A 14,828-nucleotide genomic window follows, 5' to 3' on the forward strand; every position below is an offset into this window, starting at 1 on the left:
ACGCCATTTTGTCATAGAAATAAAAGTTTTTTTCTATCTTTGCAGCGTGAATTATAGTTCTTTTACAATAAAAAAGCCATGACAAAGAAATTTTTTTTATTAGCTTCAATTACTCTTTTGTCCGTATTGGCTAATGCCCAAACCCGTGATCCAAACAATAAGTATTTGGTATGGACCAATAATATTATTTTCTCTGAAGAGAAGCCTGAGGAAGAAAAAGAGGAATTGGCTGAAGAAGAGGAACAAGCCAAAGGTTTCATTGAGACTTATTTCCGCTATGTGAGTATGTGTGATTGGAAGGAAGGCATGAAATTTATGGTGGTTCCTGACAAGAAAGATATGGTGGTACGCACCTTTGCCGACAGTTTAGGACGTTTGGTGAGCAGTATGTCACTGCGTCATAAAATTATGGTTTACAAGGGGCATACTGGTGAAGGTGACCTTCACGAACGTGTAAACTTCGTGTGTGAGGATGACGGAAAGACCTACTACTATGAGTTGCCGACAGCCACGTTCGAGGATTACTGTTTCTCTAAGTTTGGTGTGCCTACGTTAGCCTATTTGGGTGATGTGGATACGGCTATTGAGCAATTGGTAGGTAAAAAACTCATAACAAAGAATGATGTATATAATGTGGACGTTAGTACCACGAGCTATGGATATGAGAAAATCAAGGTTCCTGTAGGAACTGAGGTTACTGTTGTAGCTGCTGGTGTGGGTACTCGTAATTATCCTGTTAAATTGATTGTTGCTGATAATTCCGGACGCGAGTTCTTTCAGAATGTAGCAATCAGCCGTACCAACAGTGGTATGCGTGACAATGAGTTTACCGGCGATGAAGTTAAGCATACCTTTGAGGGCTCTTTTGATTTGTTGGGTGATGCTGCTTTGGCTGACAAAGAATATGATAAGTATATTGGACGTAAAGTGTTCACCCTCTATAAGACAGACATGAAGCTTGAGGATGGAACTATTGAGAGTATTCCACGTTTGACAGGCTTCGAAATTAAAACAATGCATGTACTGGGTGGCACACATTATGTCAAAATGACACTCGACCGTGATGGAAAGCTATACACCAAGCAGGTGACCTTCCAGCAGGAAAGTGTGATTGGCGATATGGCAGGTGAGCATGAAGATTATTATTTTAACCTGTTTGCCAGTGGTAATGTAGGAACTATCAAAGGTGTTCGCAAGGAGCACATGAACGATATTCGCCAAGGTGTTGTTCGTAAGGGCTTCAATGAGTCGGAGGTTAAGCTGGCATTGGGCAATCCAAACAGAACGCTTAAAACCAATAAGACTACATATTCATGGGTTTACACCTCGGCAAAGAATGGTTCACATTCCGTTGTCACTTTCAGTTTGAAGAACAAGGAAGTGTTATATGTGAAATAGTCACTGGACTTTAAGCGTATAGAAAAAGAATCGGCAAAGCAATCGTAATGATTACTTTGCCGATTCTTTTTCTATACGCTAATGGGCAGTTCTTATACCTCGCTTTCTTTAAGCTTCTCCATAATCTGTGCTTCAAGTTCCTCGCACAGTTCTGGGTTGTCTTTCAGTAATGCTTTAGTGGCATCGCGTCCTTGGGCCAGTTTTGATTCGCCGTAGCTGAACCAAGAACCACTCTTTTTGATGATGCCGAACTCAGTGCCCAAATCAACGATTTCGCCGATTCTTGAGATTCCTTCGCCAAAGGTGATCTCAAACTCTGCTTTGCGGAAAGGAGGAGCAACTTTGTTCTTTACTACTTTTACGCGAACCTGATTGCCAATGACATTATCGCCATCCTTAATGCTGGTTACACGGCGAATGTCCAAGCGAACAGAAGCATAGAATTTCAAAGCATTACCACCAGTAGTGGTTTCGGGATTACCAAACATTACACCGATTTTCTCGCGCAGCTGGTTGATGAAAATACAAGTAGTGTTGGTCTTGGCAATGGTCGAAGTGACTTTGCGCAGTGCCTGACTCATCAGACGTGCATGAAGACCTACAGCCGAGTCGCCCATGTCGCCTTCAATTTCTTTCTTAGGTGTTAAGGCTGCTACTGAGTCAATAACGATAATGTCGATAGCAGCAGAGCGTATCAGCTGGTCGGCAATTTCTAAAGCCTGCTCGCCATTGTCGGGTTGTGAGATGTACAGATTGTCTATGTCCACGCCCAGTTTCTGTGCATAGAAACGGTCAAAAGCATGTTCGGCATCGATGAATGCTGCAATACCACCTGCCTTTTGGGCTTCGGCAATTGCATGGATGGCCAATGTGGTCTTACCGCTGGATTCTGGGCCATAGATTTCAATGATACGTCCTTTGGGATATCCACCTACTCCAAGTGCAGCATTCAGAGAGATAGAACCAGTTGGAATAACTTCTACGTTTTCGATTTTCTCCTCGCCCATACGCATGATAGAACCTTTGCCAAAGTCTTTTTCAATTTTTGACATGGCTGCCTGCAAGGCTTTCAGTTTTTCTTGTTGAGGTGAGAGAGCCTCAGTGCTTTCAAATTCTTTTTTTGCCATAATTAGTGTTATTATTATCGTATTATTTCATTGTAAACTCCAGTGTACCTCCATCAACAATCTGTTGGTGTGTAAGGGTAAAGCCTTTCAACGGTTTCCCATTAAGTCTCACCTTTTTTACATAGATACGTTCCGGTGTTTTGTTTTTTGCTGTGATTATAAAGTCTTTTCCATTGGCCATGTGTAATGTGGCGCGTTGGAAGAGTGGTGTGCCAAGCACATATTCGGCGGATCCTGCATGGAATGGGTAGAATCCAAGTGACGAGAAAATGTACCATGCTGACATTTGGCCGCAGTCGTCATTTCCTGCATAACCGCATGGCGTGGCGCGATAGAACTCCGTACGAACCTGATGAACCAATTCCTGAGTACGTTCCGGACGACCGGCAAAGTTGTACAGATAGACCGTATGATGACTTGGTTCGTTGCCGTGGGCATACTGTCCGATGAATCCACTGGCATTGCCGTTTATCTCTCCACTTGTAGCAGTTAGGGAGAAATTCTCGTCAAGCTTCTTCAAAAAGGGCTTTTCACCTCCGAAGAGGCTGATAAGACCTTGAGGATCGTGAGGAACGAACCACATATATTGCCAGGCGTTGCCTTCAACAAAGCATGGCTGTTCGTATGAGAGCGGATCAAATCCTTCTATCCATTCTCCTTTCTCGTCTTTCGGACGGAAGAATCCTGTTGTCGGGTCGAAAAGGTTTCGATAGAAGAGACTGCGGCGGTGAAAACGCTCATAGTCTTCCATTCGTCCCAACTTCTTGGCTACGGCTGCTACGCATGCATCATCAAAACATTGCTCAAGGGTAATGCTAACACTTGTGTTCTGAAGTGTCTGAGGCATATAACCATATTGTTCCCATATTTCAAACGGTGAGTTCAGGTGAGTACGAGTGCTACTTTCTATCATTGCCTGATAGGCTTCCTCAACGTTGATTCCTGGAAGGTTAGCCAAAATAGCATCAGCCACAACGGGAATGGCATGGTTACCGATCATACAGTAGTTTTCCTGTCCCCAAAGATCCCAAATGGGCAAATAGCCATAAGTCTTATGGTGAAGAATCATGTCTCGGACAAACTGACTGGCTACCTCAGGCGCAATGAGTGTGTATAGTGGATGAGCAGCTCGGAACGTGTCCCATAGACTGAATGTGCTATGGTAGGTCTGTCCTGCAGGCATCTGTTTTATCTCGTAGTTGGTGTCCATGTAGCGTCCATCTACATCGCTCATGGTATTGGGCTGCATGAGTACATGATAGAGTCCCGTATAGAAAATCGTTTTCTGTTCGTCGGTTCCTTCTATCTCAATGCGTTTAAGTTCGTGCTCCCAACAGTCGTGCGCAGCTTTTGTGTAGGCATCAAACTGCCAACTGCTGGCTTCGGCTTTCATGTTTTTGCGCGCTCCTTCTACATCAACAGGTGAGATTGCTACTTTTACCGTCAAATGGCGACTGTCTGCTGGGGAGAAACTTAGCGCGCAGCGTAATGTCCGTCCATTGACCACATCACTCTTTCCTGCGTTTCTACTACCATCCATAAGTAATCGTTTGTTGAACGGACGTGAGAATTCTGCACGGAAATAAACTTTGCGAAGTTTTGCCCAACCTGTTATTACACGATAGCCTTCTATTGTATGATCGTTAATGATGCGCAACTGGCTTTGGATAATGTCGTATGAACGGCGACCAGAATAGTAAGCCTGTCCGCGGAATGTTCCACGATCTAAGTCCAACACAATAGTTTGCTCCTTCCCTTCTGGGAAAGTATAACGATGTATTCCTGTGCGTACGGTTGAAGATAGTTCGGCACGTACGCCACTCTCCTGTAAATAGACGCTGTAATAGCCTGGGTGAGCCTCTTCTGCGTTATGACTATAATGTTGACTGAAGTCGGCTGCAGCGAGTTGTTCGGGCGTCACTTCAGAAGAAGTTGGCATCAGACTTACATCGAAAAGGTCTGTACATCCCGTGCCGCTTAGATGGGTATGGGTGAATCCGTAAATTTTGTCTTTGTTGTAGTCATAACCAGAACAAGGATCCCAAGTGACCATTTGTTCTGTTTCAGGACTTAGCTGAACCATGCCCTGTGGCATTGTGGCACCAGGGAAGGTACTACCACTCAGCGCTCCCGTTTCATCAGTTTGTGTGCCAATAAAAGGGTTAACATAAATGGTATAATCCTGTGCCTGCGCCATCAAAAAGGCGCAGGCAGACAGGATGAGAATGGTAAAAGTTCGTTTTTGTGTCATGCTTCAGTGATTACAGTTCTAAATCACCGTCATGAATCTCATGCCAAGGCAGTCCTTGCTTGTTCAACTGTTCCAGGAATGGATCTGGGTCGAACTCCTCAACATTGTGTACACCTGGTTTGTTCCAGAGACCCTTGCAGAACATCATCGCACCTATCATGGCAGGAACACCGGTGGTATATGATACACCTTGCATACCAGTCTCTTCATAAGCAGCACGGTGTGAGCAGTTATTATATATATAATAGGTGTGCTCCTTACCGTCGTTGCCAATACCACGAATGCGGCAACCAATAGAGGTCTGTCCTTCGTAGTTTTCGCCAAGATCCTGTGGGTTAGGCAGAACAGCCTTGAGGAATTGCAGAGGAACAATCTTTACTTTAGCAGTGCCTGAGCCATCAGCAAGTGGTGCCTCGTATTCTACTTCGTCAATGCGGCTCATGCCGATATTCTGAATAACTTCCAGGTGCTTCAAGTATTGCTGACCGAAGGTCATCCAGAAACGTGCACGCTTGATAGTGGGGTAGTTGATTACCAGCGATTCAATCTCCTCATGGTGCAAAAGATAGCTGTCGCGAGGTCCAATCTCTGGATAGGTGAGATCCTTGTGTATCTCCAGAGGTTCTGTCTCTACCCATTTGCCATTCTCCCAATAAAGACCCTTTTGGGTGATTTCACGGATGTTAATCTCTGGATTGAAGTTAGTGGCGAAAGCCTTGTGGTGGTCGCCTGCATTGCAATCAACAATATCTAGATACTCAATTTCCTTGAAGTGGTGTTTCGCAGCGTATGCAGTGAAGATGCTTGTTACACCTGGGTCAAAACCGCAACCGAGAATAGCAGTTAGTCCTGCTTTCTCAAAGCGCTCACGGTATGCCCACTGCCATGAATATTCAAAGTGAGCCTCATCCTTTGGCTCGTAGTTGGCTGTGTCGAGATAGTTGCATCCGCAAGCCAGACAAGCATCCATAATGGTGAGATCCTGGTAGGGGAGGGCGAGGTTGATAACAAGCTCAGGCTTGTAGCTGCTGAAAAGTGCCTTCAACTGTTCTACATCATCGGCATCAACCTGTGCAGTCTGGATAGGCATGTCATAACCTTTGTCATGTATAGCCTTTACCAATGCATCACATTTCTCCTTGCGACGGCTGGCAATCATGAACTCTGTAAACACATCTGCATTCTGAACAATTTTGAATGCAGCTACCGTTGCGACGCCTCCGGCGCCAATCATCAGTACTCTACTCATTTTTTATATAAATATTTATCGTTATTTTATTGCTTAATAATATACTCTCTTTTTATATGTCTTGTTATTGACGACGAAAGATGCCGAGATAACGGGCTTATACACGTTTACCAGTTTGCTTGGTATGTTGAATGTACGAGATTCGCCTTTCTTTATTTTGATAAATGCATTGTCGTCATCCTTCACATTAATATTGAATTGCCCATCAATACCTAATGAAGACAACGTGATAGTACTTGAATAGTTGTTGGTGATTACAATCGGACAGTTTGCTGTCACCATGTCGTTTGCTTTCTGGTAGTCACCACCTCCACGTACTATGTTGACTTTGTCGGATGCAATGAATACAGTAACGGTGCAGTAATCATTATAGTCATCCACTCCCATGTAATTACCGATTGATGCGGTAATTCGTACCTTGGGGGCAGCTTCAGGACCAGATGCCTTCAGTTCTCTTTCAGTTGTTTTATTGTCAATGGATCTTACTATACCGTTATCAACTGTGGCAATAGACTCCTTATCCGTTTTCCATGTGATGGTTCGGCCAGTGTTGGTCTTGGCTACGAGTACAAATGACTGACCTTCTTCAACCTCATGTTCTGCTTCGTTCAGGTAGATGTACTTATGTTGCAGGATGGGGAAAGTCACTGTTTCCTTGAAATTTGAAATAGTGATGGTGTCTCGACGCTCGAAAGCATTGCCAGAGAAGTAAGGTATGGTAATCTTGTGATAGTATTGGTCTATACCAGATGTGGACTTGGCACCAATGCTTACCCATGTCCCTTTCTTGTTGATCTTATAATCAGGTGTCAGAGTCTTAATGGGAAGATTGAATTCACCACCTTCTTTAGCGAAGTTCATACTCTTTCTGTTGTCTTCGAAGTTGATTTCAATCTTTGGATTGGTCGTTTGGGTGAGCGGAATCTTTGCCAATTCCTCGCCACTTACTAATAGTTTTAAATCGCCAATATGCTTCTCATTCGTTTTGTTTTCTGAGAAGTTTAGGGTGATAATCTCATTGTTCTCGTCTATTGGCTTCAGAATATAGTCCACCCAAGTACCCGGTAATTTTACTTGATACTTTGCATTACTGGTTACGTGGAGGTCAATACTTTGCTGTGTGTAGTCAACATCAACCCTCTTTTCTGTGATTTTTATCTGAGTGCGATAATTCTGCGTCAGCTTGAAACTGGTTTTAATAGTACTCGATTCCACATTGGTGCCATCAAGCAGATAGAGGGTAACTGTTGCAGAACGTGCATTGAACGCGTTGTTTACTGCTGAAGTGAATATCACGTTCTTCCCACTGACTTTTCCACTTACCCACTTAGCACCTTGTAAAGTCTCATTGTCAATGATCTGACAACGAATGTTTTTCAGCTCCGTTCCGTAGTGAAGGGTATCTGCAGTTTGATTGTATTCGATAGTCCGATCATTTATTTTCTTGTTGTCGAAAATAGTGTAGTGTTGTTGTTCTATGTTGAAAGAGGTCTTCACTGTGCTTGACTCTATATTACTTCCATTGGGAAGATAGAGTAAAACCTTGGCAGAGCGGTCTGTCTTGGAATTGAGTACATTCGAAGTGAGAACAACGATGTTTTCTTTCTCTCTCACATCAGCTTTCAGCCATGTGGCATTGTTGTGAGTCGTATTATCTGTAACCTGACATTTAATGTCTTTCAGCGAATGCTCGAACTTCAGCGTGTCTGTCTTCTGATCCCAAACGAGTTTTCTGTTTTCAATCTTCAGCGAGTCAAAAATGTCATTGTGCTTCTGGGTTACTGTGAAAACGTACTGCGCACAGGTAGAATCGACAGTATTCGTGTTGCTCATGAAAAGTGTAATCTTTGCAGCGCGATTTTCCTTATTGGTCAGTTTATCTGCTGAAACAATGAGCTCTTTACCGTCTTTTGCCAGCTTAAGCCATGTTGGAGCTTTCTGGGTTGTTGGGTCGGTAAGAATGTATTTAACGTTTGTCAGGTCGAAATTGGGCTTGATGGTATCTTTCTGTTGATCCCATGCCAAAGTGCGATTCTTGACATTGTTGTTGTCGAAAAGATCATTGCGAAGTTGTCTCACTACGAAAGTAGTATGTACGGTAGTGGTATCGATAATCGTACCATTATTGGGTAGATAGAGTGTTACTGTCGCTTTGTTGGTGAAACGGGCATTATTTACTTGAGGTTTCAATATCACCCAGTTGTTCTTTTCGTCAACGGTTGTCTGAAGCCATTTAGGCGCAACATTGGTTACACTGTCAGTCATGACATACTTGATTCCTGTCAGTGGCTTGTCAAAGAATAGTGTGTCACCCACTTGGTTCCATTTAAGGGTGATGACTGTATCTGATGGGAATTTTTCAAACACAGGATTCTGATGTTGAGTGACAAGGAATGCAAAGTTGGCTAATAGCGAGTCTGCCGTTAACGTACTTGCGTTCTTTGGTATCATTCGGATAAGAGCTTGTCTTACACCTGCTGATTTGTAGTTATCAACATGCAGTTTGAGTATTGATGAAATTATTGAGGTCTTGCACCAAGATACATTCTCATCGTCAACGCCCATGACCTTAAGGTTTACAGCATCCTGCAAAATGCGGCCCAGATCAATTATTGTATCACTTGCTGTATAGGGCATAACCAGCTCTGAGATGTTCAAACCGTCAAACATCTTGTTCTTGCGTTGTACAATTTTGAAAATCACTCTCAGTGAAGTGTCGTCAAGGTCAGTACGGCTTGGGTCGGTAGTCAGAACAACTTGCGCACAACGGTCTAAAATGGTTGTGTTCTCCTCAAGTTTTATATCAATTTTCCCATTGGAGAGTTTAATCTCTTTTACCCAAAGTGCCTGCATGTTTGTAGCTGTATCGATAGCTTCCCAGAGAACAGAACGGCTCAGGTCTGCATCTATCAGAAGAGTGCGATTTGTTTCATCTGAATTCATGTAAACAGGAGAAATCTGTAATCCTGTCAGTGGGGAAGGGTAGGTCTGTTTCTCTACGCAGGCATACATAGAGAAAATTGTAATCATTATAAGTAGGTTGTTTATCAAAAACTTTTTCATAATCGCTTATTTCTGTACGTATTCAAATTCAGATAGTTTGTCAAGGTAGTATTGTCTTAAGACTTTCCATGGATAGTAGGGCCACTTGTCTGTTTTTACAGGCAAGGTGGCTTCGCGTTCGTTCAACAGAGCTTTCACCAGCACTTCTCCACTCTTTCCTTTCTTTGGGCGGTAGAATACCAACTGTATATTGCAGGCCATGGGGAATATGTTGTAGTTCCGCCAATAACGATCCAAAGAGTCTGGATTTTCTACGCTGATTCCGCATGAATCAAGTTCAAGCAGGCATGCCAGCGGCATAACACAAACTTCATGGCCAAAACGTAAAGTTGCTTGGACGTTGGCTTTTGCTGCGTCTGCTCCCAATACAGTGTCAGTGGTCTCTATGATGTTCTTTAGAAGATTTCTTTGGCTAAAGGGCATGATGCCACCGGTTTGTGGGGCGGCACCGTAGTTCAGATACCAACCGACGTTGCGTACACACCATTGGGCATAGAGTTCGTCAGTGGTAAAAAGGCTCAGCAAATCAATATCAGTATCATGGCTCTGCATGTTTGCTGCAACCTCAAACAGGTTGTATGTCATATCTATGGCATTGATGCTGTCCTTCACCCATTGCTGGTCGTTGAAGAGAAGTTTCATCAGCCGCTCCGGTTTAGTGACTCGCTCCTGATAAGCCCTTTTCTCTTCCTGTTTTACTCTTTTGCTATGTTCCTTTAAACGGTCATCCCACGGCTGGTTAAGATAATATTGTAGTGACTCACTCACATCGTTATGGATACGAGCTGAGGGATTGGCAGCCATCATTTCCTCGCATTCGGCAATCATAGAAAGAATGCAACGTGGAACTACTGTAGAACGTGCATCAATGGCTACATTTTTCTTTTTAAAAATTTCAGGGAAATGTTCGGTCATGCGTTTGCCAATACCATGGTGCTGGCGCTCGCCAACAGTTGTCAAATCGCCCAGGCGTTTGATGGTACATGGAATAAAAATCTCTAGTTTTTCCAGAACTTCACATCCTGTTGGCGTGAGCTTTCCTTGGCTTTCTGCCTTGCGCAATACATCGGCAACTCGCGAGTAGTCCTGCTTTCCAATCAGCCATCGTGAACCATGACGACCATAGTGACTCAAGTAGAATGGCTCATATCCTTTAGGAGCAGGAGTTAAGGGTTTTGTAGCCGGGTAACGGTCATAGTCCAAGTAGTTGCTTCCGCATAGGAATGGGTTCTCGGCAATTTCTTCGCGTGCCGTTTTCTGCGCCTGAATGGTAAGACAGAGTACAATTGTACAAAAAGAAAGAATGACTTTTTTCATATGGTTTTTGTCAATAAACCTTTTATATAATAAGGTAAATGCAAAATTACAAACTTTCTGTAGAATGACCAAATTCTGTTGGATAAAATACAAAAAAGAAAGCTCTTCTTTTTATTATAAAGAGCTTTCCTTTGGCTGATAAATATATTATTGGGGATTATTTTGCGTCCTTCCCCTCTTCTTTGTTTTCAGCTGATTCGTCTTTAAAATCGCTGATACCGTTTTCAATGAGAATATTGTACCACTGGATAAGTTTCTTGATGTCACTGTTGTGAACACGGTCACGGTCGAAGTTTGGCAGAATCTTAGCAAAGTATTCACGCAGTTCATCACCGCTGGCTTTCTTTACATCAATAGATGCTTTCTTGCCCTTTTCGAGGGTCTTCATGTTGTCAAGAACGGTGGTGAGGGCTACGTCCTCATCGTCGGTGAACATAGCGATGTCGTTGAGGGATGTAATACGGTCTGTTGCAAATGCAGGCTGACGACGGTGTGTGGCGTCAAGTGCCTCTACAATGAGGTTGTTCTTGCCGTTTGTCACAAGCTTGTAAAGACCGGGCTTGCCGGAGATTGCTAAAATTGTTTGTTGCATTTTATTCTTTCTTTAGTTATTATTGTTGTAATTTATTCAAAATGGTCTCTAACTGTGGTAAGAGTGGCTGTATGCCATCGTTCACTATTTCAAAGTCTGCAGCTTGTCGCACCTTCTCCTGTGGCCATTGGCGGTTCATCCATTGACGGGCTTTCTCGTTGCTGATGTTGTCACGCTTCATGATTCGCTCCAGACGGATGATCTCAGGCGCTGTGACAACAATAACCCGATCTACTAAATGACTGATGCCCGATTCGAATAGGATAGCACTCTCCATCCATTGCATTCCGCTTTGTATGAAATCGTTGACTACAGCGGGATGAACAATGTTGTCTATTGCGTGGGCATTGTCTTCAGAAAGCAGTAGAAAACGTGCTACAACTGCTTTGTTCAGTAGTCCGTCGTCGGTATAAGCGTCTGGCCCTAGTAGTTTAATGAGCTGGGACTTTAATTCTGCAGACTCGTGCATCAACCGCTTGGCTGCTTTGTCGCAGTCGTACACCTCAATATTACGTTCAGCCAGGAGTTTGCAAACATAACTTTTCCCGCTCCCAATACCGCCTGTGATGCCAATCTTCATGAATGAAACTATTGGATAGAGTCGTTGTCGTTTACAGACTGCTGTTGCTTGTGGTGGTGAACAGCGATACTGTCAGCAGATGCTGTGTCTGTAGATTCGTTTTTCTGGCTCTGTTCTTCTATAAGGTAGTCAACCTGTTTGACGCTCAGTGCAGCTCTTGTAATGCCTTCTGGGGAAGACTGAAGGTAGATGTTGCATTTGGACGATTGACTTCTCTGTATTTCCTCGTAGTCGGCAACAACCCTAAAATCGTTCTTTGACAAGGACTGATAAGTCTTTACGCCTGTCACGAATTTTACCTTTACTTTTGCCGGGAACGTGCGAAGAATCTTTCCCTTTGGCATGTTAATACCTACCACGGGCACATCGTCGAAACTAACCTCCGTAAGTACATCGGTCATGAATCGTATTGACACCATGTTTGGAAGCATTTTTACACCGGCAATTTTCTGGAGTCTGGCATCTACTGTCAGCGTGTCGCGAAAATCAGAATAGTTCAGCACTTCTGTGTACACCGTGTTGATGCTGTCGAGTTTGGAATGTGACGCATAGATGGTGACACTGTCTGGGTCGTATTCCACACCTGAGATGAAGAATAGCTCTTCTGGTGTTACTGAACCACGCCATTTGATAGGCACGCGCTTCTTCTCTCCGTAGTTGTAGTAGAACGTGAGCTTCTCCGGCTTTATGCTGATCAGTTTTGAAGAACTGGTCAAACGAGAGGTTATCTTCTTGCTCAATTCGCTCGCAGGTACTTCGCCCATTCCATTGTGGCGGGCGTTGCTTTTAAAGTCTATTGTGATATTTTGCATGGCGTCACCATACATATATCCCAACAGAATGATACCTTTGTCGCGTATGGTGACCCGAAGTGTGTCGGTCTCGGGCGAGGTCATCACCACTGTCTTTGGTATGTTCGTGTAATGCACAGGAATGCGTATTTCCTGTTCGTAGTTGTCGTTGAGGGCCATGAGTATCCAGAATACTCCGGCAACGGCAAAAAAGAACAGGAAAATCAAAAATTCTCTGTTTGCTTTACTGAACAGGAAATTGATGATGGAGCGGATGATGTCGCTTGCTTTCACTTACGGGAAAACCTCGTCAGTTCAATTCATACAAGTACAAGAACTTCTATTTCTGCAGAGGAGTGTTTGCTGAATCCTTGAACACTGAACCGCGGTCTACTGTGATTACTACGTCGCGGGCAATTTTTACTTCGACGGTGTTCTTTGTCAGGTCAATGCTTTTTACTGTTCCGTAGATACCGCCGCCTGTAACAACAGACGTGCCTTCGGTCAGTTCGTTCTGAAATTTCTGAATTTCTTTCTGACGTTTCTGCTGAGGGCGAATCATAAAGAAATACAGGATTCCAAACATTGCTACCAGCATGATAATGGTACCCATGCCGCTACCTTGTGCGGCCTGTGCCTGAAGAATGATGTTGGTCATATTCTTACTTTGTGTTATTTTGTTGATTATTCTTGTCTGTCTCTTCTATCCTCAATGGTCTTGAACAACCGTCCTGTCGCAATCAAATGGCGGGCGATAGCATCAAGCATGCCGTTGATATAGCCGGCACTGCGTGGGGTAGAGTAGTATTTAGCCAGTTCTACGAACTCGTTGATAGTAACATTCAGGGGAATGCTGGGGAAAGTGAGCATTTCTGCAATAGCAATCTGCATGATGATGACATCCATATAGGCCAGACGGCTGAAGTCCCAGTTGCGTGAGGCTTCGCTCATGAATCGCTGATACTCCTCGCCATTCAAAATTGTGGCACGAAACAGTTTGCGGGCATAGTCCTTCTCGTCCTCGCTGTCGTATTCTGGCAGCAATTCCTGCTTGGGTCCATTCTTTTCGTCAAAGCGTTTGATGGTTTTCAGTACAAAGGTGTCAACAACTTCTTTGTCGTCGTTCCAATAAAGACTTTGTTCTTCTAAGAGGGCATCAAGGTCGGCGTTGTCTTGAATGAGAGTGCGATAAATCTTACGCCACAGCTCGCGGTCTGCGTCGTAATTGTCCTCATTACTCTCCATGTAATCTTTGTAGATTTGGCTTTGCTCTATCAGTTCAAATAATTTTCCTATGAACTCTGGGCTGTCTTCCCAATGGCGTTTTTGTGTTTCTGAAGACTCTAAAAGTTGCTTGTTGTTCTCAAGCTGCATGGCAAAGCGATTGTAAGCAAACTTCTGTGATGGTTCCACTGAACCCTCTCGTTGTGCTTTTGCCTGTAAAATGTTCAATCTGCGGCGCGATTCTTTTGTAACGGCTACGATAAGAGACAATAAATAATTGTACAGATCGTAAGCTTTCGACAAACTAAAGAACAATTCTTTTTCAGCCGTGTCAATGTTCTTGTTACCGTTTTGATAGTACGCGTAGGTTAACTGAACAATTTTAATTCTGATGATCTCTCGATTAATCATTATTAATACTTTCCTTATTGTTATGCGTTGCAAAATTAGCTATTTTTCCTCTATTTGACAAGAAAAACCATGAAATTTTAGGAATTTAATATTAAAAGGTTTCGTAATTCAATATAAATTAGTAACTTTGCACCCGCTTTTCGCGAAAGCACATTGAATAATTTCGTGTGATGGTGAATTAAGCAATTATTTTTATTAACAACTTAATTTAGAGTAACACATTTAAAGTTATGAGAGAAATTGCTATCAACGGCAAGAAGCGTGAGGCTACCGGCAAGAAGGCTTCTAAGCTGCAGCGCAAGGAGGGACTTGTTCCCTGCAATCTGTATGGTGAGGTAAAAGGCCAGAATGGTCAGCCCGAAGCTTTGGCTTTCTCAGCTCCTATGTCTGAGTTGCGTAAGGCAATCTACAGCCCCCATGTATTTGTCGTAAACCTGAACATCGACGGTAAGGAGTGCAAGGCTATCATTAAGGAGCTGCAGTTCCATCCCACTACCGATGCTCTGCTGCACGCTGACTTCTATGAGGTAAATGAGACAAAGGCTATCACCGTGGGTATTCCCGTTAAGCTGAACGGTCTGGCTCAGGGCGTTCGTGAGGGTGGTAAGCTGAGCTTGTCAATCCGTAAGATTAATGTTACTGCTCCCTACAAGCAGATTCCTGAAGTTCTGAACGTTGACGTTACCAACCTGGGTCTGGGTAAGGCTATCAAGGTAGGCGAACTGAGCTTCGAAGGTCTGGAATTGGCTACTCCCGCTCAGGTAGTTGTATGCTCAGTGAAGGAGACTCGTGCTTCTAAGGCTGCTGCCGCTACTGCAGAGTAAT

The 14,828-nt window shown here is 43.6% G+C and carries 12 protein-coding genes; 2 read left to right on the plus strand and 10 right to left on the minus strand.

What is annotated here, in order from left to right:
* The first annotated feature begins 78 nt into the window (after positions 1 to 78).
* A complete protein-coding gene (locus L6475_RS02925; RefSeq protein ID WP_237822336.1) occupies positions 79 to 1,398 on the plus strand; it encodes a hypothetical protein in 1,320 nt (439 codons plus the stop codon).
* A 92-nt stretch (positions 1,399 to 1,490) separates the two neighbouring features.
* On the opposite strand, the gene recA is transcribed toward L6475_RS02925, so the two are convergent.
* From recA to nusB, 10 genes are all read right to left on the minus strand, one after another.
* Positions 1,491 to 2,525, minus strand: coding sequence for a recombinase RecA (recA, locus tag L6475_RS02930; RefSeq protein WP_237822338.1), 1,035 nt, complete (start codon positions 2,523 to 2,525; stop codon positions 1,491 to 1,493).
* A 22-nt stretch (positions 2,526 to 2,547) separates the two neighbouring features.
* On the minus strand, positions 2,548 to 4,776 hold the full coding sequence (locus L6475_RS02935; RefSeq protein ID WP_237822340.1) for a GH92 family glycosyl hydrolase: 2,229 nt from the start codon (positions 4,774 to 4,776) through the stop codon (positions 2,548 to 2,550).
* Between the two features lie 10 nt (positions 4,777 to 4,786).
* A complete protein-coding gene (locus L6475_RS02940; protein ID WP_237822342.1) occupies positions 4,787 to 6,025 on the minus strand; it encodes a saccharopine dehydrogenase family protein in 1,239 nt (412 codons plus the stop codon).
* 33 nt (positions 6,026 to 6,058) lie between these two features.
* Positions 6,059 to 9,055 carry a hypothetical protein gene (locus tag L6475_RS02945; RefSeq protein ID WP_237822344.1) on the minus strand — a complete coding sequence of 999 codons (2,997 nt, stop codon included), beginning with the start codon at positions 9,053 to 9,055 and terminating at the stop codon, positions 6,059 to 6,061.
* A 39-nt stretch (positions 9,056 to 9,094) separates the two neighbouring features.
* Entirely contained in the window at positions 9,095 to 10,405 is a 1,311-nt protein-coding gene (locus L6475_RS02950) for a histidine-type phosphatase (RefSeq protein WP_237822346.1), read from the minus strand.
* Between the two features lie 157 nt (positions 10,406 to 10,562).
* Positions 10,563 to 10,997, minus strand: coding sequence for a DUF5606 domain-containing protein (locus tag L6475_RS02955; protein WP_237822348.1), 435 nt, complete (start codon positions 10,995 to 10,997; stop codon positions 10,563 to 10,565).
* 19 nt (positions 10,998 to 11,016) lie between these two features.
* Positions 11,017 to 11,577, minus strand: coding sequence for a dephospho-CoA kinase (gene coaE / locus L6475_RS02960; protein ID WP_237822350.1), 561 nt, complete (start codon positions 11,575 to 11,577; stop codon positions 11,017 to 11,019).
* Positions 11,578 to 11,585: 8 nt separating this feature from the next.
* Positions 11,586 to 12,662 carry a CdaR family protein gene (locus L6475_RS02965; protein WP_237822352.1) on the minus strand — a complete coding sequence of 359 codons (1,077 nt, stop codon included), beginning with the start codon at positions 12,660 to 12,662 and terminating at the stop codon, positions 11,586 to 11,588.
* A 46-nt stretch (positions 12,663 to 12,708) separates the two neighbouring features.
* A complete protein-coding gene (gene yajC, locus L6475_RS02970; RefSeq protein WP_237822354.1) occupies positions 12,709 to 13,026 on the minus strand; it encodes a preprotein translocase subunit YajC in 318 nt (105 codons plus the stop codon).
* Between the two features lie 26 nt (positions 13,027 to 13,052).
* Positions 13,053 to 14,003 (minus strand): transcription antitermination factor NusB, encoded by a 951-nt coding sequence (gene nusB / locus L6475_RS02975; RefSeq protein WP_237822356.1) that lies wholly within the window; start codon positions 14,001 to 14,003, stop codon positions 13,053 to 13,055.
* A 230-nt stretch (positions 14,004 to 14,233) separates the two neighbouring features.
* On the opposite strand from nusB, the gene L6475_RS02980 reads away from it, so the two are divergent.
* Positions 14,234 to 14,827 (plus strand): 50S ribosomal protein L25, encoded by a 594-nt coding sequence (locus L6475_RS02980; RefSeq protein WP_237822358.1) that lies wholly within the window; start codon positions 14,234 to 14,236, stop codon positions 14,825 to 14,827.
* The last annotated feature ends 1 nt before the right edge of the window (position 14,828 follow it).

It is taken from the genome of Prevotella sp. E9-3, from assembly GCF_022024015.1.
Classification (GTDB): domain Bacteria; phylum Bacteroidota; class Bacteroidia; order Bacteroidales; family Bacteroidaceae; genus Prevotella.